At 58.2% G+C, this 23,247-nt stretch carries 23 protein-coding genes; 7 read left to right on the top strand and 16 right to left on the bottom strand.

Annotation, left to right across the window (positions count from 1 at the left end; genetic code table 11):
- Positions 1–551: 551 nt before the first annotated feature.
- The 4 genes from ACJ8HN_RS04320 to ACJ8HN_RS04305 form a co-directional block, all read right to left on the bottom strand.
- On the bottom strand, positions 552–998 hold the full coding sequence (locus tag ACJ8HN_RS04320; RefSeq protein ID WP_025159803.1) for a YcgN family cysteine cluster protein: 447 nt from the start codon (positions 996–998) through the stop codon (positions 552–554).
- Between the two features lie 119 nt (positions 999–1,117).
- Positions 1,118–1,774, bottom strand: a complete 657-nt coding sequence (locus ACJ8HN_RS04315) for a fumarylacetoacetate hydrolase family protein (RefSeq protein ID WP_033634830.1) — start codon at positions 1,772–1,774, stop codon at positions 1,118–1,120.
- A 58-nt stretch (positions 1,775–1,832) separates the two neighbouring features.
- Complete coding sequence (locus ACJ8HN_RS04310; protein WP_442523107.1) at positions 1,833–2,855, bottom strand: lytic murein transglycosylase; 1,023 nt, start codon at positions 2,853–2,855, stop codon at positions 1,833–1,835.
- A gap of 28 nt (positions 2,856–2,883) precedes the next feature.
- A complete protein-coding gene (locus ACJ8HN_RS04305) occupies positions 2,884–3,156 on the bottom strand; it encodes a YcgL domain-containing protein (RefSeq protein ID WP_041035458.1) in 273 nt (90 codons plus the stop codon).
- Between the two features lie 136 nt (positions 3,157–3,292).
- On the opposite strand from ACJ8HN_RS04305, the gene minC reads away from it, so the two are divergent.
- Genes minC through minE form a run of 3 tightly spaced genes read left to right on the top strand, consistent with a single transcriptional unit; the run spans position 3,293 to position 5,099 of the window.
- Positions 3,293–3,988 (top strand): septum site-determining protein MinC, encoded by a 696-nt coding sequence (gene minC, locus ACJ8HN_RS04300; protein WP_025303113.1) that lies wholly within the window; start codon positions 3,293–3,295, stop codon positions 3,986–3,988.
- A 25-nt stretch (positions 3,989–4,013) separates the two neighbouring features.
- Positions 4,014–4,826, top strand: coding sequence for a septum site-determining protein MinD (gene minD / locus ACJ8HN_RS04295; RefSeq protein WP_016927452.1), 813 nt, complete (start codon positions 4,014–4,016; stop codon positions 4,824–4,826).
- A 3-nt stretch (positions 4,827–4,829) separates the two neighbouring features.
- Positions 4,830–5,099 (top strand): cell division topological specificity factor MinE, encoded by a 270-nt coding sequence (minE, locus tag ACJ8HN_RS04290; RefSeq protein ID WP_004932303.1) that lies wholly within the window; start codon positions 4,830–4,832, stop codon positions 5,097–5,099.
- Positions 5,100–5,336: 237 nt separating this feature from the next.
- On the opposite strand, the gene rnd is transcribed toward minE, so the two are convergent.
- The 5 genes from rnd to ACJ8HN_RS04265 form a co-directional block, all read right to left on the bottom strand.
- Complete coding sequence (gene rnd / locus ACJ8HN_RS04285; protein WP_041035461.1) at positions 5,337–6,458, bottom strand: ribonuclease D; 1,122 nt, start codon at positions 6,456–6,458, stop codon at positions 5,337–5,339.
- Between the two features lie 81 nt (positions 6,459–6,539).
- Complete coding sequence (fadD, locus tag ACJ8HN_RS04280) at positions 6,540–8,228, bottom strand: long-chain-fatty-acid--CoA ligase FadD (RefSeq protein WP_033654397.1); 1,689 nt, start codon at positions 8,226–8,228, stop codon at positions 6,540–6,542.
- A gap of 208 nt (positions 8,229–8,436) precedes the next feature.
- Entirely contained in the window at positions 8,437–9,027 is a 591-nt protein-coding gene (locus ACJ8HN_RS04275; RefSeq protein ID WP_033638506.1) for a Slp family lipoprotein, read from the bottom strand.
- A 100-nt stretch (positions 9,028–9,127) separates the two neighbouring features.
- Complete coding sequence (gene tsaB / locus ACJ8HN_RS04270; protein WP_074026450.1) at positions 9,128–9,829, bottom strand: tRNA (adenosine(37)-N6)-threonylcarbamoyltransferase complex dimerization subunit type 1 TsaB; 702 nt, start codon at positions 9,827–9,829, stop codon at positions 9,128–9,130.
- A gap of 79 nt (positions 9,830–9,908) precedes the next feature.
- On the bottom strand, positions 9,909–11,825 hold the full coding sequence (locus ACJ8HN_RS04265; RefSeq protein ID WP_033647629.1) for an ATP-dependent DNA helicase: 1,917 nt from the start codon (positions 11,823–11,825) through the stop codon (positions 9,909–9,911).
- Positions 11,826–11,958: 133 nt separating this feature from the next.
- Between ACJ8HN_RS04265 and ACJ8HN_RS04260 the strand changes: the two genes are divergently transcribed.
- A complete protein-coding gene (locus tag ACJ8HN_RS04260) occupies positions 11,959–12,303 on the top strand; it encodes a RidA family protein (RefSeq protein ID WP_033634838.1) in 345 nt (114 codons plus the stop codon).
- 62 nt (positions 12,304–12,365) lie between these two features.
- Here the strand turns inward: ACJ8HN_RS04260 and mdtI are convergent, their stop codons facing one another.
- From mdtI to zwf, 4 genes are all read right to left on the bottom strand, one after another.
- On the bottom strand, positions 12,366–12,695 hold the full coding sequence (mdtI, locus tag ACJ8HN_RS04255) for a multidrug/spermidine efflux SMR transporter subunit MdtI (RefSeq protein WP_033634839.1): 330 nt from the start codon (positions 12,693–12,695) through the stop codon (positions 12,366–12,368).
- Positions 12,682–13,050: a multidrug/spermidine efflux SMR transporter subunit MdtJ gene (gene mdtJ, locus ACJ8HN_RS04250; protein WP_033634840.1), complete on the bottom strand. Its 369-nt coding sequence runs from the start codon at positions 13,048–13,050 to the stop codon at positions 12,682–12,684. Before mdtJ ends, mdtI begins: the two co-directional genes overlap by 14 nt.
- A 550-nt stretch (positions 13,051–13,600) precedes the next feature.
- Positions 13,601–14,242: a bifunctional 4-hydroxy-2-oxoglutarate aldolase/2-dehydro-3-deoxy-phosphogluconate aldolase gene (locus ACJ8HN_RS04245; protein WP_442523106.1), complete on the bottom strand. Its 642-nt coding sequence runs from the start codon at positions 14,240–14,242 to the stop codon at positions 13,601–13,603.
- Positions 14,243–14,396: 154 nt separating this feature from the next.
- Positions 14,397–15,872, bottom strand: a complete 1,476-nt coding sequence (gene zwf, locus ACJ8HN_RS04240; RefSeq protein WP_033634844.1) for a glucose-6-phosphate dehydrogenase — start codon at positions 15,870–15,872, stop codon at positions 14,397–14,399.
- Positions 15,873–16,320: 448 nt separating this feature from the next.
- Here zwf and ACJ8HN_RS04235 point away from each other — a divergent pair, with 448 nt between their 5' ends.
- From ACJ8HN_RS04235 to ACJ8HN_RS04225, 3 genes are all read left to right on the top strand, one after another.
- A complete protein-coding gene (locus ACJ8HN_RS04235; RefSeq protein WP_033634845.1) occupies positions 16,321–17,193 on the top strand; it encodes a MurR/RpiR family transcriptional regulator in 873 nt (290 codons plus the stop codon).
- Between the two features lie 189 nt (positions 17,194–17,382).
- Positions 17,383–18,825 carry a pyruvate kinase gene (gene pyk, locus ACJ8HN_RS04230; protein WP_019452801.1) on the top strand — a complete coding sequence of 481 codons (1,443 nt, stop codon included), beginning with the start codon at positions 17,383–17,385 and terminating at the stop codon, positions 18,823–18,825.
- An 83-nt stretch (positions 18,826–18,908) separates the two neighbouring features.
- Positions 18,909–19,790: a leucine-rich repeat domain-containing protein gene (locus ACJ8HN_RS04225; RefSeq protein WP_442523105.1), complete on the top strand. Its 882-nt coding sequence runs from the start codon at positions 18,909–18,911 to the stop codon at positions 19,788–19,790.
- Between the two features lie 49 nt (positions 19,791–19,839).
- Here ACJ8HN_RS04225 and lpxM read toward each other — a convergent pair whose 3' ends face one another.
- From lpxM to znuA, 3 genes are all read right to left on the bottom strand, one after another.
- Positions 19,840–20,808: a lauroyl-Kdo(2)-lipid IV(A) myristoyltransferase gene (gene lpxM, locus ACJ8HN_RS04220; protein ID WP_033638507.1), complete on the bottom strand. Its 969-nt coding sequence runs from the start codon at positions 20,806–20,808 to the stop codon at positions 19,840–19,842.
- Positions 20,809–20,958: 150 nt separating this feature from the next.
- Complete coding sequence (gene mepM / locus ACJ8HN_RS04215) at positions 20,959–22,281, bottom strand: murein DD-endopeptidase MepM (RefSeq protein WP_442523104.1); 1,323 nt, start codon at positions 22,279–22,281, stop codon at positions 20,959–20,961.
- Positions 22,282–22,302: 21 nt separating this feature from the next.
- The gene (znuA, locus tag ACJ8HN_RS04210) at positions 22,303–23,247 is read right to left on the bottom strand and encodes a zinc ABC transporter substrate-binding protein ZnuA (RefSeq protein WP_442523550.1); all 945 of its coding nucleotides are present in this window, start codon (positions 23,245–23,247) and stop codon (positions 22,303–22,305) included.

Genomic DNA, 23,247 nt, shown 5'->3' with positions numbered 1-23,247 from the left:
GCGCTCCAGCCACGGCAAACAGACGGACCATTTTCATTGTTATACTCTCGAACTTGCGGGAGAGCGGCCAAATTACCCAACTTATCGTTTGAAAAGAAGCATCCTGGCGCGGTTAAGCGCGTAATTTACATAACATTAAACTTCTGCGACGCCGGCGGGTAAAAACAGGCTGCGCCAGCGCGGCCCTCCCTACCTACAGGCATCAATAAATTACCGTTACTAATGAACGACTGCACCTTTGTCACATTCAGAGCACAATATTTTGGTGAAGTTTACCCATAAAATCCTTATAGTATCGGCAAAGTGAGTACTACCGATTTCCCTGGTGTTGTTGTGTGTCTTGCCCCTCATCTTTGCAGGGGCTTTTTTCCCCCTACCTCCTATTACGCAAGCCCCTATCATCCTTGAATCAAATGTTGAAATTTCCCTCTGTCCGGCCTCGAGCGTCAACGCCATTCGCACGCCAATGATTAAATAATGCAAGAGGGCGGCATGTCTGAACACGCCGCCCTCTTGCATGAAGCCCCATTTTGCCCTGCAGGCGCCCGCCTTTATCTGGCCCAGTCCGGCTTGTTGAGGATATGGTCCTGCCAGTCCACCACTTCGCTCTCGCGCACCGCGATATGCCGCACCGTGATGCGCTCGCCGTGCATCGCCGCCTTGGAGCCGCTCAGCAGCGGATGCCAGGGGAACAGCGGCTTGCCTTCGCCGATCAGGCGATAGGCGCAGGTCGGCGGCAACCAATCGAAGGTGGTGAGGTTCTCGCGCGTCAGTTTGATGCAGTCTTCTTCCAGCTCGAAGCGCCGCTCGTAGTTGCGGCATTGGCAGGATTTGATGTTGAGCTGGTTGCAGGCTACGTTGGTAAAATAAATCTCGTCGGTATCTTCGTCGATCAGCTTATTCAAACAGCATTGCCCGCACCCGTCGCACAGCGATTCCCACTCTTGTTCTGACATTTCCGCCAGCGTTTTCTGTTGCCAAAAAGCGAGTTGTGACATGTTAGCGTCCGGTTTCGGTAAATGGATAAGTCACCTGCGCACAGGTTCGAGGGGGGACTATATAGACATTTTAGCCGCAAGATGCAAGCTTTGCCGCCGACGGCGCCGGCGGCGAGAGATCAGATCACGCGGGTGCTGAGCATTTTGCCGTTCAGACTGATTTTCAGCATGTCGCCGGAGGCCATCGGGCCTACGCCCTGCGGCGTGCCGGTCAGGATGATGTCGCCGGCGCGCAGCGTGAAGAAACGGCTCATGTAACTGATAAGCGGCAGGATCGGCGTGATCATGTCACGCGTATTGCCCTGCTGGCGCAGCTGATCGTTAACGGTCAATGACAGCTCGGCGTTTTGCGGATCGCCAAATTCCGCCACCGGGATAAACCCCGACATCGGGCAGGAACCGTCGAAAGCCTTGGCCTTTTCCCACGGCTGACCGGCCTTTTTAAAACCCGCCTGCAGATCGCGCAGCGTCAGATCGAGCGCCACGCCGTAGCCAGCGATCGCCCGCGCAACGCGGTCTTCGTTGGCCTGTTTCAACGGCGTGCCGATCAATACCGCCAGCTCCACCTCATGGTGCACCGCACCGAACTCTTTGGGGATAGCCACCGGCTGACGAATATCGCACAGCGCCGTTTCCGGTTTGATGAACACCACCGGCTCGACGGAAACCGCACTGCCCATTTCCTTGATGTGATCGGCGTAGTTGCTGCCGACACAAACCACCTTGTTCACCGGGAAATCGAGCAGCGAACCCTGCCAGTCTCTATGTTGATACATACCGCTTCTCCCAAACTGTGGAGGCTTGGCGCGCCAAGCCGATTATTGGTGTGCCGGATCAATGCCCGATCGCGTCCGCCATCATACCCACGGCGATGGCGAAATAGTAAGAGCGATTCCAGTGCATGAGGGTGCGGAAATTATCATAGACCAGGAACGTCCGCCCCTGGAGATCATCCGGCGCGATGATCCAACCGCGCTGGACGGCATGCGGCAATGCACTGCCATCCGCACGACGCACCCCGCGCTGTTGCCAGGCGTTGACGCTGCGCGCCTGCGCGTCTTTCAACCCCAGCTCGGATCGCTTGAAACCGGCGGGCAGTTTAACCTCGCGCCCCCAGCCGATACCGGGCTGCCAGCCCTCTTTGGACAAATAACTGGCCGTAGACGCAAAGACGTCATCAATGTTATTCCAGATATCGATGCGCCCGTCACCGTCGCCGTCCGCCGCGTAGCGCAAGAAAGAGCTCGGCATAAACTGGCATTGCCCCATCGCGCCGGCCCAGGAGCCTTTCAGCGGCGTATCGCCGACGTGCCCCTGCTCGACTATCTGCAACGCCGCCATCAGCTCCTGGCTGAAAAAGGCCTCGCGGCGCCCTTCAAACGCCAGCGTCGCCAGCGCGGACACCACGTCTTCCCGCCCCTGAATCTTGCCGTAGGCGCTCTCCATGCCCCACAGCGCAATGATATAGCGCCCCGGCACCCGGTAGCGTTCGCTGGCGCGCGCCCATTGCGCCTGGCGCTGCCGATACAGTTCGCGCCCTTGACGCATCTTAACGGGCGACATCACCCGCCGCAGGTAGTCGTCCAGGGTGACCTTTTGCTCCGGCTGGTTGCGATCGGCCTTGATCACCCGATCGACGAAATGGATTTGCGCAAAAGCGCGGTCAAGGGTGCCCTGGCTGATGCCCTGCTCCCGCGCCCGGCGCTTGAGCTGCTCGACATACGCCGGGAACTGCGCCGGATCGCGGCCGCTCGCCGCCAGCGTCGTCTCCTGAGCCGCCTGCGGCGCGCCGGGCATCAGCACACCGCCCAGCGCCAGCCAGGCGGCCAATACGGTTCTTCTCGCCGAACGTGTCATCGCGCCTCCCTTGGCCGTGGCGACTGTTTCAGGCCTTGTCGCCCGCCAGATGCTGATTGAGCAGGTTTTCAACCGGCGGCGGGAACTGCAGGTAATAGCCTTCGTCTTTCAACGCCTGCTTCACCTTTTCGATATCCGCCGAGGCCAATTTCTTGCGCTCATCGAGCGAAAGCATCATGGCGAATTGCGGCACGCCGAAACTTTTCATCAGATCCTCTGGCACACGAGAGAAATCGTCTTTTTTTTCGACATAAAGATAAGTTTGATCGCGTTTCGAGCTTCTATAGATCACACAAAGCATTTTTTTAACTCTATTTAATTGAGGGAGCGTCTTGCCTGGATATAACTCTGACTATAACATGCTTATAGTACATCGGAATATCGCACCCCGAGTGGTATTCCGGGGATTTAAAGTTGCTGAGACTGAGTCAGGATAGATGTCACAATCGCCAATTGAGCTAAAAGGCAGCAGTTTTACCCTATCGGTTGTTCATTTGCATAATTCGCAGCCCGAGGTAATACGTCAGGCGTTACAGGAAAAAGTTGAGCAAGCGCCCGCTTTTCTGAAAAACGCCCCTGTTGTTATCAACGTCGCAACGCTGGAAGGCGATGCGAACTGGAAAGAACTTCAACAGGCTGTCGCGGCAGCAGGTCTGCGCGTTGTGGGTATCAGCGGTTGCAGAGATGAGCGTCAAAAGCGCGCGATAGCCCGCGCCGGGCTGCCGCTGCTGAGCGAAGGCAAAGGCCAGAAAATGGCGGCGCCGGAGCCTGCACCTGCGCCCGTGGTGGCGGATAACGCCCCCGCCAAAACGCGCATCATCAGCACGCCTGTCCGTTCCGGCCAACAGATTTACGCCCGCAACTGCGATCTTATCGTGACCAGCAGCGTCAGCGCCGGCGCCGAACTGATTGCCGACGGCAACATTCATGTCTACGGCATGATGCGCGGTCGCGCACTGGCAGGCGCGTCAGGCGACACGCAATGTCAGATTTTTTGCACCCACCTGGCGGCTGAGCTAGTCTCTATCGCAGGGCAGTACTGGTTGAGCGACCAAATCCCGTCCGATTACGTCGGGCAGGCCGTACGACTCAGCCTGTTGGATAACGCTTTAACCATACAACCTTTAAATTAAGCCCTTTTGACAAGGAATCCATTTCATGGCACGCATTATTGTTGTTACATCGGGTAAAGGGGGCGTTGGCAAGACCACTTCGAGCGCGGCCATCGCTACCGGCCTGGCCCAGAAAGGCAAGAAAACCGTCGTGATCGATTTTGATATCGGCCTGCGTAATCTTGACCTGATCATGGGCTGCGAACGTCGGGTAGTGTATGATTTCGTGAACGTGATTCAGGGCGATGCCACGCTGAATCAGGCGTTGATCAAAGACAAACGCACTGAAAACCTCTATATCCTGCCTGCTTCGCAGACGCGCGACAAAGACGCGTTGACCCGCGAAGGCGTTGAAAAAATTCTCAACGATCTCGGCGAGATGGATTTTGACTTCGTGGTGTGCGATTCACCGGCCGGTATCGAAACCGGTGCGCTGATGGCGCTGTATTTCGCCGACGAAGCTATCATCACCACCAACCCGGAAGTGTCTTCGGTACGCGACTCCGACCGTATCCTGGGCATTCTCTCCTCCAAGTCACGCCGCGCCGAGAAAGGCGAGTCGCCCATCAAGGAACACCTGCTGCTGACCCGTTACAACCCGGGCCGCGTCAGCCGTGGCGACATGCTGAGCATGGAAGACGTGCTGGAAATCCTGCGCATTCCACTGGTGGGTGTGATCCCGGAAGACCAGTCCGTGCTGCGCGCTTCCAACCAGGGTGAGCCTGTCATTCTGGATGCCGAGTCAGACGCCGGTAAGGCGTACGACGATACCGTTTGCCGCTTGTTGGGGGAAGAACGCCCATTCCGCTTCATTGAAGAAGAGAAGAAGGGTTTCCTGAAACGCCTTTTTGGGGGATAAACCATGGCCTTATTAGACTTCTTTCTGTCCCGCAAAAAACAGACAGCCAATATAGCCAAGGAACGGCTGCAGATTATCGTCGCAGAGCGTCGTCGCGGGGACAGTGAGCCCCCGTATCTGCCTGATCTGAAACGCGATATTCTGGCGGTTATTTGCAAATACATTCAGATCGATCCTGAAATGCTGCACGTACAGTTCGAGCAGAAAGGGGACGATATTTCGGTACTTGAACTTAACGTGACATTACCGGAATCGGAAGAAGCAGCTAAATGATTGCGACGCATTAATTACCCCCTGTATATTTTATGCAGGGGGTAACTGTATGTGCATCCAGTTATTAAGCTTTATCGGTAGCAAAAAAGCGATTTTTCCCTTTGGGACTATTCCCAATTAACTTTGCCGCCGCCTCGTTTAAAGTAAATTCTGGCCAGATTTACCTTCAACGCATTATTTCCTGCCTATATTCACCCGAGCAGAGTTTCCCTACCCTGCCCTGGTGATAATCAGCGATTAATAATCTTTCAGGATGTCCTGCAGCGGTGCCATTAATAGATCGCCGCGCCAGCCGCTGATTAATTCAGGACGACTTTCGCCGTCTTTCAGTTGCCAATGCCAGTTCAGCAATTGGTTAATTTGGCGACGGGATGCCAGCAGCTCGCTGCTCAACCCGCTTTGCTCGCTGACGGTAGCGATCGCCGCCTTGATGTCTTTGAACACCTTCTTGTAGCCCGGCTGATCGATCAGGTTTGCCAACGGCGCCGGCAGCTCGGATTCGTCCAGCGCTTCGGCCTCCGCCACCAGCGCCAGCAGCGTTTTACCGTGATAACGGATCTCCGGCCCGCTCAGGCCCAGCGAATCCAGTTCTCCCAGCGAAGACGGCATATAGCGCGCCACCTGCCACAGGTTTTCCTCACGCACTACGAAGTTCACCGCCAGATCGCGCTCGCGCGCCTGGCGCAGCCGCCATTGCGCCAACTTCTGCAAACAACCGAGCTGACGCGGGCGCAGCTGCCAGGCATTGCTGATTTCGCGATAGGCCAATTCCGGCGCCAGCGCCTCGCTGCGGCGCTGGCACAGCAGCAGGCACTCGTTGTTGGCCGCCGCGGTCCAACCGGCCTCTTCGGTCTCCTGCACCAGCTGTTTGGCCATCGGCAGCAGATAGAACACGTCGGCGGCTGCGTACACGCACTGCCTTTCGGTCAGCGGGCGCGCCAGCCAGTCGGTGCGCGACTCGCTCTTGTCCAGCTCAACTTTCATATACTCCGCCACCAGCGTCGCGAAACCGCAGGAGAGCGGCCGGCCGGTAAACGCCGCCAGGATCTGGGTATCGACCATTGGCGTCGGCAGCGTTTTAAAGGCGTTGAGAAACACTTCAAGATCTTCACTGCCGGCATGCAGGAACTTCACCACGGCGGTATCGGCCAGCAGGTCGACAAACGGCTGCCATTGCTTGATCGGCAGAGGATCGATAAGGGAGAGTTGTTCACCGTCGTAGAGCTGGATCAGACCCAGCTGCGGATAGTAGGTGCGCGTTCTGACAAACTCGGTGTCCAGCGCAATCTGGGCATGCTTTCTCGCCTGCTCGCAGACCTGCTGCAATCCGGCATCGGTAGTGATCAACTGATAATTCAAAACATCATTCTCTTGTAGGATTCAAACACAACAACGCCGGCATTCACCGGCGTTGTCGATAGTCAGGCGCAAGAGCGAAACCTAGGCGGCATCGGCCGGTTTCGGCGTTTTTAGCTCATCGCGCAGTTCTCGCCGCAAAATCTTGCCGACGTTCGACTTCGGCAATTCATCGCGGAACTCAACAATTTTAGGCACTTTATACCCGGTCAGGTGCCGACGGCAATGGGTCAACAGCTCTTCCTTGGTCAGCGAGGCGTCTTTCTTCACCACGCAGATCTTCACCGTCTCGCCGGAGACCTCGCTGGGTACCCCGATCGCCGCACATTCCAGCACCTTCGGATGCTGGCTGACCACGTCCTCGATCTCGTTCGGGTAAACGTTGAAACCAGAGACCAGGATCATGTCTTTCTTACGGTCGACGATGCGCACAAACCCCTGCTCGTCCACGGTCACCACATCACCGGTCGCCAACCAGCCATCTTTCAGCACTTCGTCGGTAGCTTCCGGGCGTTGCCAATAGCCTAACATAACTTGCGGGCCTTTGACCCACAGTTCGCCCGGTTCTCCCGGCGGCACATCCTGGCCATTGTCGTCCAACAGCCGAATATCCGTCGACGGCACCGGCAAACCGATGCTGCCGCTGTAGTGTTTCAGATCGTAAGGGTTGCCGGCCACCAGCGGCGCGCACTCCGTCAGGCCATAGCCTTCCAGCAGGTGTTTGCCGGTGGTTTTCTCCCACTTCTCGGCCACCGCTTTTTGCACCGACATGCCGCCGCCGACCGAGAAACGCAGCGTGGAGAAGTCGAGTTTGTGGAACTCTTCGTTGTTCAGCAACGCGTTGAACAAGGTATTCACCCCGCTCATGGCGGTGAACGGGTATTTGCCCAGCTCCTTCACCAGCCCCGGAATATCGCGCGGGTTAGTGATCAGCAAATTGCGCCCGCCCAGATCGATAAACAGCAGGCAGTTCACCGTCAGCGCGAAAATGTGGTACAGCGGCAACGCCGTCACCACCAGTTCCTGCCCTTCACGGAACAGCGGCGAGTAGGCGGCTTTGGCCTGTTCGAGGTTGGCCTGCATGTTGCGGTGCGTCAGCATCGCGCCTTTCGCTACGCCGGTGGTGCCGCCGGTGTATTGCAGGAAGGCCAAATCGGTATTAATGATGTCCGGCTTTACATATTGCAGACGGCGTCCACGCTGCAGCGCGCTGCGGAATGAAATGGCGTCCGGCAGATTATATTTAGGCACCAGGCGCTTGATGTACTTGACCACAAAGTTGACCAGCGTGCCTTTGGCGGCCGATAGCTGATCGCCCATGCGCGTGAGGATCACGTGCTTGACCTGGGTGTTGAACACCACTTTTTCCAACGTATGGGCAAAGTTGGAGACGATAACGATGGCGCTGGCGCCGCTGTCGTTCAACTGGTGTTCCAGCTCGCGCGGGGTATACAGCGGGTTGACGTTAACCACCACCATACCGGCGCGCAGAATACCGAACAGAGCGATGGGGTATTGCAACAGGTTAGGCATCATCAGCGCGACGCGGTCGCCCTTCTTCAGGCCCAGTTCATTTTGCAGGTAAGCCGCGAAAGCCCGGCTGCGCTCTTCCAGTTTGCGGAAGGTCATCACCTCGCCCATGTTGATAAAGGCGGGCTGATCGGCATAGCGCTGCACGGCATGCTCAAACATTTCGATCAACGACGAATAGCGATCGGCATCAATCTCTGCGGGCACATCTGCCGGATACCGTTTTAACCAGACCTTATCCAAGGTATTACTCCTGAAATCATTACTAATTATCATCGCAGCCTCAAACTCGCAGCCTAACCATAACAATATTTTAACTCAGCAGACCAGTGCAGGTTTTAAACATTATTCAGGTTGCGATGTACGTCACTAATTGTCGGATATTCCTTATCCCAAAAAGCAAAAGGGCGGCCTGAGCCGCCCTGTCAAATGTGATCATATCAAGCGTATGCTACTCGGTTACGATGGTTTGCACCTGTGCCGGGCCGGGATTGTACCAACCATAGCCTGCGCCCCAACCGGGTCCCCACGGGCCACCGCGCCAGCCCCAGGGGCCCATTGGCGCAGGCGGCATCACCACCTGCTGCACCAGGTGCCAGCGTTTGAAACCGGTCACGTTCATCGTCACGAAGCGATACGGCGTCATGCCGATACGCCCCTCTTTCAGGCCGGTAATGGGGCCGACGACGGTCACCAACTGGCCTTTGAAATCAACCGGTTCGAGGAAGCCGTTTACCGTGGCCAGCAAGCGGCCGCGCGACGGTTCGCCCAGAATCGGCCGCGCACCGCTGTCGAGCGGCACCGCCGCGATCTCCAGCACCGTGCGCCCTTGCTCGTTGGCGACGTTTACTACGGTGCCGCCGAAGCGGGCTTCCGCGCCGGTAAACAGATTAGGTGCATTTTGTACCGAGGAAAGCTGAGTCACCGGCGAAGGGGTGGAACCTTTGATCGCATCCGGTACGGTGACGCACCCGGACAGAACCAGCGCGCCGCAGGCGACGGCCAGCAGCGACAGCTTTTTACTTGCAGTGCGGATTAACATGGTCGCAATCTCCTGAAATGGCTGTAACTTTGACCGCGTTTCATCGTTCAAGTTGCAGGCTTTCATCGCCCGGCCTCAACAACAGCATAATAGGCCGCGCTTACTCGCGGCCCGGCAGTTTTTTCCAGGTGACTTCATTGCGCAGATAGGTCGGCTCGGCGTTTTCCACCGCCACCGCCAGCCCCTGTTGCCAGGCGTGCAGCGCCAGCGGCAGCATGTCTTGCGCCTGCGGCAACAGCATCTGCCCGTCACGCACGCTCAGCGTAGACCCCTTGACCAGATCGGGATAGGTTTGCCAGCCGGTGCCGACGTGGGCCCACTCGCCCTGCAGGCGCCGCGCACGCTCCAGCGCCTGCGCCGGCGACAACACCGCCTCGCCTTCGCTTTCCAACCAGCTACCGTCCGCCTGGCGTTCGAACTGCCCCCAGTAGACTTCGCCCATGCGCGCATCTATCGCCGCCAGCACCCGCTCCGCGCCGCAGACGCGCCAGGCGCCCTGCGCCATGGTTTGCAGCGTGGAAATACCGAGCATCGGCAGATCGGCGCCCAGCGCCAGGCCCTGAGCGATGCCAATGCCGATGCGCACCCCGGTAAAGCTGCCGGGGCCGCGGCCAAAGGCCAGCGCATCGAGCTGGTTGAGCGCCAGGCCGGATTCCGCCAGCACCTGCTGCACCATAGGTAAAATACGTTGCGTATGCTCGCGTGGGCACAGCTCAAACAGGGCGTGGATTTCGCCTTGATTCCAGACGGCGACGGAACAGGCTTCCGTCGCGGTATCGATCGCTAAAATTCGCGTGGACATGCCAACCTCTGGCGGGAATAAAACTGGGTTTTTCATACAGGGCGCGCATTGTAGCACAGCCCCGTAAGCCCTTCATCTTTCACGTGGCCGACGTGTCGGCGGCCTGCAGGAAGGCGATCGCCTGCTTCAAATCGCGGGTGCGCGGCGTAGGCGGCAGGCTATTGAGGAAAACCTCGCCGTAGGGCCGCATGACCAGACGGTTATCGCAAATCACCAGCACGCCGCGATCGTCGGTGTCGCGGATCAAACGGCCCACCCCCTGTTTCAGGGTGATGACCGCATCCGGCAGCTGCACGTCATTGAACGGATCGCCGCCGCGCAGGCGGCAATCTTCAATGCGCGCCTTCAGCAGCGGATCGTCCGGTGAAGTGAACGGCAGTTTATCGATGATCACGCAGGACAGCGCATCGCCGCGCACGTCCACCCCTTCCCAGAAGCTGCTGGTCGCCACCAGCAGCGCGTTACCGGCGGCGACGAACTGCGCCAGCAGCTGCCCTTTGCTGGTTTCCCCTTGCAACAGCACCGGCAGCGTCATCGTGGCGCGGAACTCTTCCGCCAGCTCGCGCATCATCTGGTGCGAGGTGCATAAAAAGAAGCAGCGGCCGTTGTTGGCTTCAATTAATGGCCGCAGCATGCGCGCCAGCTGGCGCGCTCCGCCGCGCTGATTCGGCGAAGGCAAAAAGCGCGGCACGCACAGCAGCGCCTGCTTGGCATAGTCGAACGGGCTCGGCAACAGCAGCGTTTTGGCCTTGGTCAGCCCCAGCCGTTCGGTAAAGTGGCCCAACCGATCGTTGACCGACAGCGTGGCCGAGGTAAAGATCCAACTGCCCGGCTTCTCGTCCAGCATTTCGCGGAACCGATCGGCTACCGTCAGCGGCGTCAGCGCCAGCACGAAATGACGCGAGTTGCATTCATACCAATAGCTGTAGCCAGGCTCCGTCACCGCCTTCAGCCGCTTGAGGCGTGCGCGGTACAGCGTGGCGCGCTCAAAGGCGGCGTCCAGCAGCGCCGAACGCCCCAGCGACAGTTTCATCACGTCATAACACAGCTCCAACGCGTCATCGAGCAGCAACAGAGCGCGCTGCACGTTCGGTTCGCCGAGCACGTCACGCAGATTGCCGCGAAAACCCGGCTCGCCCAGATTCAGACGGAAATCTTGCGTGCTCAGGCTGAGACGGTCGGCGCTTTTTTGCAGTTGAGCGGCGTCGCGCACCTCGGTGCGGTAGGCGATGGTGATGTCCTTCGCCAGATCCAACAGTTGGCGGCTGGTGAGCTGTTGGCCGAAATACTGGCTGGCGATGTCGGGGATTTGGTGCGCTTCGTCGAAAATCATCACCTCGGCTTCCGGGATCAGCTCGGCGAAACCGCCCTCTTTCACCACCATATCTGCCAGGAACAGGTGATGGTTCACCACCACCACATCCGCATCCATCGCACGGCGGCGCGCCTTGACTACGAAGCAATCCTGATACAGCGGGCAGTCGCTGCCCAGACAGTTGTCATTGGTGCTGGTCACCAATGGCCAGACGAAGCTGTCCTCCGCCACTTCGCTGCAGGTACTGATGTCGCCCTCTTTGGTCTGCGACGACCACTTGCGCAACTGCACCAGATCGATCAGCGTCTGCCCCGCCAGCTCACCGCCGGCCATCGACTGCTGCTCCAGCCGCTCGAGACACAAATAGTTGGAGCGCCCCTTCAGCAGCGCCAGCTTACCTTTGTACTTCAACGCCTTGGCGACGGTGGGCAGATCGCGCGCATACAGCTGATCCTGCAACGCTTTCGAACCGGTCGAGATGATCACTTTGCGATCGGCGCGCAGCGCCGGCGCCAGATAAGCGAAGGTTTTGCCGGTGCCGGTGCCGGCTTCGACCACCAGCTCCTGCTTGAAATTGATCGCCTCGGTGACGGCTTGCGCCATCTGCCGCTGCGGCTCACGCGGTTTGAATCCCTTGATAGCCTGCGCCAAGGCGCCGTCTGTTGCAAAATCGTCTGTCACGCTGTCTCTCTGCCGGTGTCATTCAGCGGTGATTATGCCAAGCCTGCCGCCCGGCTACCACCCACTTTATCGCCGCGCTTTTTCATCACCGGCTGTGCTACCCTTAGCGGGACTATGATATGGAGATAAGCAAATGAATATCGAAAGAATTGATCCCGATCAGCGCTGGTCCGAAGCCGTGGTGCACAACGAGACCGTTTACTACACCAGCGTGCCGGAGAACCTGGACGACGACGCGACCGCGCAGACCGCCAACGCCCTCGCCGCCATCGACGTGCTGCTGGCGCGTGTAGGTTCGGACAAAAGCCGCATTCTGGACGCCACCATCTTCCTGGCCAACAGCGCCGACTTCGCCGCGATGAACGCCGCCTGGGACGCCTGGGTGGTCGCCGGCAGCGCGCCGGTGCGCTGCACCGTGCAGGCGCAGCTGATGAATCCGAAGTACAAGGTGGAAATCAAAATCATCGCCGCGCTGTAAGCCTGAGCGCAGACGAAAAAAAACCGCAGACGGCAACGCCTGCGGTTTTTTATTGCCCGTTATCAGGACAGTTTAAGGATCACCATCCCCATCAGCAGCAGCGCCAGGCCAATCCAGCCTTTGGCGTTCAACCGCTGGCCGAACATGATCCAGCCTGCGGCGATGGTGGCGGCGATACCGAAACCGCCCCACAGCGCATAAGCGATCGACAGATCGATGCCCTTCACCGCCTGCGCCAGGGCGCTGAACGCGCCGAGCACCGACAGCAGCGACAACAGCCCCAGCCAAATTTTACGGAAGCCGTCCGACATCTTCAGGAAGATGTTGGCGATGATTTCCAGCACGATCGCCAGCCCCAGGAACCCAATGTGGTACAACTCAAACTGTTGCATGGTTGTTACCTCGCGGGCTGACCTGTTTTCGCTCTTTGCGGGTACCGGATTTCACCAGCATGATGCCGGCGATCAGCGTAGCCAGGCCCAGCACCTTCAGCGCCGAGATTGGCTCGTCGAACCACAGCACGCTGAACAGGGTAATGAACAGAATACCGATGCCTTCCCACAGCGCATAGGCCACGCCCAGCGCCACGCGTTTTACCGCTACGGACAGCAACACATAAGACGCGGTGATCATCACGTACATCACGATGTGCCCAATCATGCCGCCATTGACGCTGGCGTATTTCATCGACAAGGTGCCGATGATTTCGGTCATGATGGCCAAACCTAAAAAGATCCAATAAATCATAATTTTTCTCCCAAACGGCGAATAACGCGCGCCAAGGCATATTTATCCCGATTTATCTCGTCAAACGGCGCATTGCGGCGCGCAAGACGCAGAGATCCCTGGGGATAAACTGACCCAAACGCAAAAAGAATGTTTGCCCGGCTGAACGGTAGAGCGAAGGCGAAAGCCCGCTACCGGCACCGGTTAAGGGAGAAAGACGCTATAGCTCGCTGCACCAGTGATGCTCACTGGCAAGGATCGCAGACAGGAAGAGTTGGCACGTAGAGGTTCTGAGGGTAATTCCGTTAATAGTCATCATAATCGTTCTCTATTATCAGCCGCACACCGTGCGATTTGCCCAATATCCTCATGAAAGTAAAATTTTCGACTGAGATATTTTTACCACAGCCAAAATAAGAAAGCAAACTGCCGTTTTCATAAAAATCGAAAAAAAACGGGTTAAAAATAAGAACGTTAATCACGATAAAAATTAAAAAAGGCTCAACGGAGCGTTGAGCCTTGCGATATTCGCGGGCGCGCAAATAAGCGCCAACCCCAGGCGCGGCGCGGGTTACAACGCGGCCCCGCTGACGGCGCTGCGCGCCAGTTCAGTGATGCGCGCGTAGTCGCCGCTTTCGAGCGCGTCCGCCGGCACCAGCCAGGAACCGCCGATGCAAAGTACGCTGTTCAGCGCCAGATAATCGCGGTAGTTGTTCGGCGTAATGCCGCCGGTCGGGCAAAAACGCACCTGCGGGAACGGGCCGCCGATCGCCTGCAGCGCCTTCACGCCGCCGTTGGCTTCCGCCGGGAAGAATTTGAACTCGCGCAGGCCGTGATCCATACCCTGCATCAGCTCGGAAACGGTGCTGATGCCCGGGATCAGCGGGATTGGCCCCGCCGTCGCCGCCTGCAGCAAGGCTTCGGTCAGCCCCGGGCTGATGGCGAACTGCGCTCCCGCCTCGGTCACCTCCCGCAGCTGCTGCGGGTTGATCACCGTACCGGCGCCGATAATGGCCTCCGGCACCTCTTTGGCGATAGCGCGGATCGCCTCCAGCCCGCAGACGGTCCGCAGCGTCACCTCCAATACCCGCACGCCGCCGGCAACCAGCGCTTTCGCCAGCGGCACCGCCTGCTCCAGCTTGTTGATCACGATAACAGGCACCACCGGCCCTGCCGTCAGGATCTGCTCGGCGCTGGTTTTCCAGTTTTTCATCGTTATTTCTCCATTACTCGCGGTTAACAATGGCACGCCCCTGCCACAGGGCTCCGCGCAAATGCGCGGACGTCCGGCCGTACCGTAAGTGATGTGGCCCACGCGCAGATCGCAGGCAAAAAAAAGCCGGCAGACAGGCTGCCGGCATTGCGCATTACTCGAACTCGTTCCAGGAACGGCCGTCGCGGGTGATCATCGCCACTGAGGCCACCGGCCCCCAGGTGCCCGCCTGATAAGGCTTCGGCGCCTCGTTGTCGGCTTTCCATGCGTCCATGATGGAGTCGACCCACTTCCAGGCCTCTTCCACTTCATCACGGCGCACAAACAGCGCCTGAATGCCGCGCATGGTCTCCAGCAGCAGGCGCTCGTAGGCGTCCGCCACGTGCTCCTGGTTAAAGGTTTCCGAGAAGCTCAGATCCAGCTTGGTGGTCTGCAGACGGTGCTTGTGATCCAGCCCCGGCACCTTGTTCAGCACCTGAATTTCGATGCCTTCGTCCGGCTGCAGGCGGATGGTCAGCTTGTTCTGCGGCAGCTGCTGGTAAGAATCGCTGAACAGGTTAAGCGGTGGGTTTTTGAAGTACACCACCACTTCCGAGCATTTGGTCGGCAGGCGTTTACCGGTACGCAGGTAGAACGGCACCCCGGCCCACTGCCAGTTGTCGATATCCACGCGGATGGAGACGAAAGTTTCGGTGCTGCTGCTCTTGTTCGCCCCTTCCTCTTCCAGATAACCCGGCACTTTCTTGCCCTGGACGAAACCGGCGGTGTACTGACCGCGCACGGTGGTTTCCCGTACATTGGTCTGATCGATACGGCGCAGCGAACGCAGTACCTTCACCTTCTCGTCGCGGATACGGTCAGTGGTCAGATCCGCCGGCGGCGACATGGCGATCATGGTCAGGATCTGCAGCAGGTGGTTCTGGATCATGTCGCGCATCTGGCCGGCCTGGTCGAAGTAACCCCAGCGCCCTTCGATGCCCACCTCTTCCGCCACGGTGATCTGCACCGAATCGATGGTGCGGTTATCCCAGTTGGATGCGAACAGCGAGTTGGCGAAACGCAGCGCCAACAGGTTCAGCACCGTCTCTTTGCCGAGATAGTGGTCGATACGGTAAACCTGGGATTCGTTGAAGTACTCCGCCACCTGGTCGTTGATCACGCGGGAAGACGCCAGATCGGTGCCCAGCGGCTTCTCCATCACCACGCGCGCCGGCTCATGGTTCAGTTTGGCTTCGCCCAACCCTTTGCAGATGGCGCCGAAGGTGCTTGGCGGCATGGCGAAGTAGTTGATGGTGGTGCGGTGTTTCTGATCCAGCATTTTACCCAATTTGGTAAAGTTCTTGCTGTCGTTGACGTCCAGGTTGCAGAAGTCCAGGCGTGCGCTCAGCGTGGCCCAGAGTTCATCATCCAGTTTTTCCTTCATGAAGGTGCCAAGCGCTTCCTTGACCACTTCGGTATAGGCTTTTTTATCCCACTCCGCGCGGCCGACGCCGATGATCCGCGTTTCCGGGTGGATGTGTCCGGCTTTCTCTAACTGGTACAGGGAAGGCAGCAGCTTACGGCGCGCCAAATCACCTTTCGCGCCGAAAATAACCAGGTCACACGCCTGGGCTGTAGAGGTTACCGCCATGTTCATCTCCTCGTTGCAGGATATTTGTAATTTTCTTACATTACTAATGTACTCTGTTTGACTACGGCCAGCAAACCCAGCGCAGAAGCAGAAAAAAAGACCTCAATATTCCAGTGGAAAGCGCCAATGTGCGCCAGCGCCCTCGTCCCGGGCAAAACTGTAATTTTTCGTCTTTTTTGACGCTCTGTTACCATTATGAAAGTTAGACACAGGTCATATTCTGGTGAAAAAAGCCTGCATACGCCCTGTCGAGACTGCCAACGGTTACCAGCACGTAGTATATTTTCACTAAACCGGCATTGATTTCTCCTTTGTTTGAAATCGTCATACCCTATCGATTCCAGGTTACAGCCGCTCGTTTGGCGTCTGCTTGCACGGCAAACACGGGCGAGATTCGACGCTGTTGCTTGAAAGCCACAGGGATAAAACCATGAGTGACTCTCGTTATATGAATACGCTGGACAAAATCCAGAGCCATCTGGAACTCCTGAGCAAATCTGAAAGGAAAGTCGCCGAGGTGATCCTGGCCTCCCCGCAGACCGCCATTCACTCCAGCATCGCCACGCTGGCGCGCATGGCCGACGTCAGCGAACCCACCGTCAACCGTTTTTGCCGCCGCCTTGATACCAAAGGCTTTCCCGACTTCAAACTGCATCTAGCCCAAAGCCTGGCTAACGGCACGCCCTACGTAAACCGTAATGTCGAGGAAGACGACAGCGTCGATGCTTATACCAGCAAGATCTTCGAATCGGTCATGGCCAGCCTGGATACAGTAAAGGCAAATTTGGATATTGCCGCAATCAATCGTGCGGTTGACCTGCTCACCCAGGCAAAAAAGATCTCTTTCTTCGGCCTGGGCGCCTCCGCGGCGGTGGCGCACGATGCGATGAACAAATTTTTCCGCTTCAACATTCCGGTGGTCTACTTCGATGACATCGTTATGCAGCGCATGAGCTGCATGAACTCCGGCGAAGGCGACGTGGTGGTGCTGATCTCACACACCGGCCGCACCAAGAATCTGGTGGAGATGGCCCACCTGGCGCGAGAAAACGACGCCACGGTATTGGCTATCACCTCGCGCGACACCCCGCTCGCCCAGGCGGCGACCCTCGCTCTGCTGCTCGACGTGCCCGAAGACACCGACGTTTACATGCCGATGGTGTCGCGGATCGCGCAATTAACGCTCATTGACGTGCTCGCCACCGGATTTACCTTGCGCCGAGGGGCTAAATTCAGAGATAACTTGAAGCGGGTCAAAGAAGCGCTCAAAGAATCGCGCTTTGATAAAGGCGTGGTCATTCCCAACAGTTTTGATTCGTGACCCGACGAAGAAAAAATCGCCGTTCAACAGACATTTGAATGACGGCATCAGAGGCGGTACCCTGTTAACATGCTCATGCGGGTAACCCGGGTGAAATATCAGTGTTGTAAAATTACATTTCACGCCTGGTTTCGTTATCCGACGTTATCGCAACACCAATATTTGCTTCACCAGTCAACGGAGTAATACATGTCCAGACGGCTCAGAAGAACCAAAATCGTTACCACCCTGGGTCCGGCTACTGACCGCGACAATAATCTGGAAAAGATCATTGCCGCCGGCGCCAACGTAGTTCGGCTTAACTTCTCCCACGGCAGCCCGGAAGATCACCAGGCTCGCGCTGACAAAGTGCGCGAAATCGCCGCAAAACTGGGACGTCACGTCGCTATACTCGGCGATCTGCAAGGGCCGAAAATCCGCGTCTCCACCTTCAAGGAAGGCAAAATCTTCCTCAACGTGGGCGATAAATTCCTGCTGGACGCCAACCTGTCAAAAGGCGAAGGCGATAAAGAAAAAGTCGGTATCGACTATAAAGGCCTGCCTGCCGACGTGGTGCCGGGCGATGTCCTGCTGCTCGACGACGGCCGCGTTCAGTTGAAAGTGCTCGAAGTTCAGGGCATGAAAGTGTTTACCGAAGTGACGGTCGGCGGCCCGCTGTCCAACAACAAGGGCATCAATAAGCTCGGCGGTGGCCTGTCGGCCGAAGCGCTGACCGAAAAAGACAAGGCGGACATCGTGACCGCCGCCAAGATTGGCGTCGACTATCTGGCGGTTTCCTTCCCGCGCACCGGTGAAGACCTGAACTATGCCCGCCGCCTGGCGCGCGACGCCGGCTGCAACGCCAAGATCGTGTCCAAGGTGGAGCGCGCCGAAGCGGTCTGCAGCGACGAAGCGATGGACGACATTATTCTGGCCTCCGACGTGGTGATGGTTGCCCGTGGCGATCTCGGCGTCGAAATCGGCGATCCGGAACTGGTCGGCATTCAGAAGAAACTGATCCGCCGCGCCCGTACCCTGAACCGCGCGGTGATCACCGCAACCCAGATGATGGAGTCGATGATCACCAACCCGATGCCGACCCGCGCCGAAGTCATGGACGTGGCCAACGCCGTGCTGGACGGCACCGACGCCGTTATGCTGTCGGCGGAAACCGCCGCCGGCCAATACCCGGCGGAAACCGTGGCGGCGATGGCGCGCGTTTGTCTGGGCGCCGAGAAGATCCCGAGCATCAATGTTTCCAAACACCGCCTGGACGTGCAGTTCGACAACATCGAAGAAGCGATTGCCATGTCTTCGATGTATGCCGCCAACCACCTGAAAGGCGTTACCGCGCTGATCGCCATGACCGAGTCCGGCCGCACCGCGCTGATGATGTCGCGCATCAGCTCGGGCCTGCCGATCTTCGCCATGTCGCGTCATGAGCATACGCTGAATCTGACCGCGCTGTATCGCGGCGTGACGCCGGTGTATTTCGACAGCCACAAAGACGGCGTGATCGCCGCCAATGAAGCCGTCAATCGCCTGCGCGACAAAGGCTTCCTGGTCTCCGGCGATCTGGTGATCGTCACCCAGGGCGACGTAATGGAAACCGTCGGCACCACCAATACCAGCCGTATCCTGCGCGTCGAGTAATCCACGCCGCAGACGAATGCCGGCCGGCTCACGTTGGCCGGCATTTTTTTTGCCCTGCACCGCCATGAACGACGGAGAACGCCATGCTCCACCAACACACTCCCGCAGCGAGCAGTGATGAGCTCGATCTCGACGGCCACGGCCTGACGCAGCTCGACGAGTCGCCGTTAGCCGGCCACGCGCTGCGCAAGATTAGCCTGTACGACAATCAGCTGACGGCCCTCCCTGTCGCCCTCTTCAGGCACCGAAATCTGCGGGTGCTGAATATCTCCTGCAATCAGCTCGACCGCCTGCCGCCGGAGATTGGCCAGTTGCAACAGCTCGAGATGTTCGACTTTGGCCACAATCGCGCAAACGAACTCCCCGAAGAAATGGGGCAGCTGCATCGGTTGAAATACCTCTATCTGAGCGATAACGGCTTTAGCGATCTGCCGCGCTCGCTGGCGCAGCTGCAGCAGTTGGTTTACCTCAACGCGACCGACAACCATTTAACCGTTTTGCCACAGGCGATACCGAGGCTGGCGGCATTGCAGGAGCTGCGTTTATACAACAACCGCATCGGCAACCTGCCCGCCGAAATCGGGCAACTGCACGCGCTGCGCGAACTGCATATCATGAAAAATGCCCTGACCTCGCTGCCGGCGGAAATGGCTCAGCTCGGTGAGCTGGAGATACTCGACGCGGCTAACAATGCCATCGCCGAGCTGCCGCAGGCCTTCTGTCGGCTGCCGCGGCTGAGCGAGCTGAACCTGCGTTTCAATCATCTGACGCGTCTGCCGGAAAATATCGGCGAGCTGACGGCGCTGAGAAGTCTGGATCTGCGCGCCAACCGCCTGAGCGACCTGCCGGAAAGCCTCGGCGAACTGAGCCGACTGCGCAAACTGGACCTGCGCTGGAATGATTTCACCCGCACGCCTAAAGTCGTCGACATCCTGCGGGCTCGCGGCTGTAGGGTGCATATATGAAGAGACGCCGGCCGGATTGCGGCCCGGCCGGCGTTAGCGGCAGAAAGGATTAACGATACAGATCGTCGCGCGAGTAAGGTTCAATCTCCCCTTCCTTGCGCGTCTTCAGCAGTTTGAGGATCCAGGTATACTGCTCCGGATTCGGGCCCACCAGATTTTCCACTTCTTCATTCATGCGGCGGGCAATGCGCGGATCGTCGGCTTCAGCCAGATCGTCCATCGGCTCGCGAATATAAATATCCAGCATGCTGGTTTTGCCGTCGTACACCGGGAACAAAGGCACGATCGCCGCGCGACACACCTTCATCAGCCGCCCCACCGCCGGCAGCGTCGCCTTATAGGTGGCGAAGAAATCGACGAACTCGCTGTGCTCGGCGCCGTGATCCTGATCGGGCAGATAGTAGCCCCAATACCCCTGCCGTACCGAACTGATAAACGGTTTGATGCCGTCGTTGCGCGCGTGCATGCGGCCGCCGAATTTACGCCGCACGGCGTTCCACAGGTAGTCGATCAGCTGATTGCGCTGGTTGTGGAACATCGCCGCCATCGGTTGGCCGCGCGCGGCCATCAGCATCGCCGGCACATCCACCGCCCAGCCGTGAGGCACAAGGAAAATCACGTTGCGCCCTTCCGCCCGGATCTTGTCCAACACCTCTTCACCGTGCCAACGCACGCGCTTGAGCACTTTCTCTGGCTTGGTGCAAGCCAGCTCAGCCATCAGCACCATCGACTGCGGCGCACAGGCGAACATCTGGTCGATAATGTGCTCGCGGTCGCTTTCCGGCAGCCCCGGCAAGCAATACAGCAGGTTGATGCGGGCACGACGGCGCGCGCCCTTCGCCAGCTTGCCGGCCAGTTTGCCGACCGCACCCAGCACCGGATCGCGCAGGCGCGCGGGCACCAGCGAAATGCCGGCCATCAGGCCGGTTCCCAACCACACGCCCCAGTAGCGCGGATATAAAAAGGCTTTTTGAAACTGCGGGATGAACTCTACGTTCGATTTCTTCTCGTTTTGCATGCACATGCTCTTAGCTTAGCGATTCGGCTAATCATAATTGCCATCACCGATTTTGCAATTAACAACCGCGAACCGCCCAGATAAAACAGCATCGGCCCGCAATCAGGCCGATGAAATTAGCGGCGCCGAAGCGCCGGAAAAAGGGGGACGTTAATCCAACTGCAGTTGAGGAAGCACTTCCTTCACCTGTGCCAGATAATCGCTGCGGTCTTTGCCGCCCAGCCCTTCGGAACGCGGCAGCTTGGCCGTCAGCGGGTTCACCGCCTGTTGGCCGGTCCACAGTTCAAAGTGCAGGTGCGGCCCGGTGGAGCGGCCGGTGTTACCGGAGAGCGCAATGCGATCGCCGCGTTTCACCTTCTGGCCCGGTTTCACCAGCAGCTTTTTCAGGTGCATATAGCGCGTGGTGTACTGGCGACCGTGACGGATCGCCACATAGTTGCCCGCTGCGCCGCTGCGCTTGGCGATCACCACTTCACCGTCGCCGACCGCCAGCACCGGCGTGCCGACCGGCATGGCGAAATCGACGCCTTTGTGCGGCGCCACGCGGCCGGTCACCGGGTTCACGCGGCGCGGGTTGAAGTTGGAGGAGATGCGGAACTGTTTCATGGTCGGGAAACGCATGAAGCCGCGCGCCAGGCCTGAACCCTGGCGATCGTAGAATTTGCCGTCTTCGGCGCGGATCGCGTAGTAATCCTTGCCGCCGGTGCGCAGACGCACGCCCAGCAGCTGGCTTTGCGATTTCTTGCCGTCGAAATGCTCGCGCGACATCAGCACGGAGAACTGGTCGCCTTTGCGCAGCTTGCGGAAATCGAGCTGCCACTGCAGCGCCTTAATCACCGAGTTGATTTCGTTACGGCTCAGCCCGGCGTCGCCGGCGCTGCTGACAAAGCTGCCGTTGACCCGGCCGCTGATCACGTTGTTGCGCCATTCGCCCTGCTGCGCCTCTTTCGACTCTTTGAAGCTGTTGCCGACGCGGTCATAGGTGCGGGTTTCGCGGCGGGAAACTTCCCAGGTCAACTGCTGCAGATCGCCCGCATCGTTCACGGTCCACGACAGCTGTTGGCCGATCTTCAGATTACGCAGATCGCGGTTTTGCGAGGCCAGCAGCGTGACATCTGACATATCGATGCCATATTGCGTCAGAATGCTGCCGAGGGTGTCGCCGGTGGAAACCACATATTCATGCACGCCATCGTCGCCGGCGTCTTTCTGATCCAGCTCATCCTGCGGGATTTCGTCATCGGGGGTGGGTTGGTCGGCATCAATCGGCTCACTGGCTTCGGGGAGCAATGACCGCATCTGGCTGGATTCTAATTCGACGCTCTTGGCGATGGGATTGTGTTCTGGGTGGTAAACAAAAGGCCGCCAAACAGCGACGGCCAATGTGACGACTGTCAGCGACCCCAGCATGACGCGGTGGGGCCGTGGCAGGTTGTTATACGCCAGAGCGATAGTTCGGACTATCTGCTGCACTCGATATTATCCTCATAAGCTTTACTTCAGGCAGCTCACGTACTGGTTTGACAGCTGAGTCAGGAATTTCCCGTAGCTGTCCTTCCCCAGCGCGATGCCGACGCCCAGCGGGTCCAGCGTTCCGGAACGCACTTTGGTACCCTTGGCGACGGCATTGATTACGGCCGGCCTGAATTGTGGCTCAGCAAAAACGCATACCGCTTTCTGCTCAACCAACTGTGTTCGAATTTGGTGTAGGCGCTGTGCTCCAGGCTGAATTTCGGGATTGACGGTGAAATGGCCCAGCGGACTCAAACCGTAGTGTTTCTCAAAGTAGCCGTAAGCATCATGAAAAACAAAATAACCCTTACCTTGCACAGGCGTAAGCATGTTACCAACATTTTTGTCAGTTTGCGTCAGCAGATTCTCGAACTGGCGCAGGTTTGCGTCTAATTTGTCCTTATTTTGCGGCATAAGTTCCAACAATCTGTCGTGAATCGCGATCGCGGTCACTTTTGCTATCTCCGGCGACAGCCAAACGTGCATATTGTACTCGCCGTGATGATGTCCATGATCGTCATCGGCATGGTTATGCGCTTCGCCTGCATGATCATGACCGTCGTCCTCTTCGCCTTTCATCAGCAGCGGCTTCACCGCCGGCAGTTCGCTGATGGCCAGCTTTCGGGTCGCCGAGATCGGCACCAGCGCCTTGTTCAGGAACGCTTCCATGTCCGGCCCAACCCACAGCACCAGGTCCGCGGAACGCAAGCGTTGGATATCGGAAGGACGCAACGCAAAATCGTGCGGTGAAGCGCCATCCGGCAGCAACACTTCGGTCGGCGTCACGCCATCGGCGATGGCCGAAGCGATAAAGCCCAACGGACGAATCGAGGTCACCACCGCCGCGGAAGCGCTGCTCAGCGGGCCGGCCATCAACAGTGCGCTGGCCAGCAGCGTGCGCTGCAGCCATTTATTTTTCTTTGCCAT

The organism is Serratia sp. CY29653, from assembly GCF_052169255.1.
Classification (GTDB): domain Bacteria; phylum Pseudomonadota; class Gammaproteobacteria; order Enterobacterales; family Enterobacteriaceae; genus Serratia; species Serratia sarumanii.
This window is presented reverse-complemented; position numbering and strand designations above follow the sequence as displayed.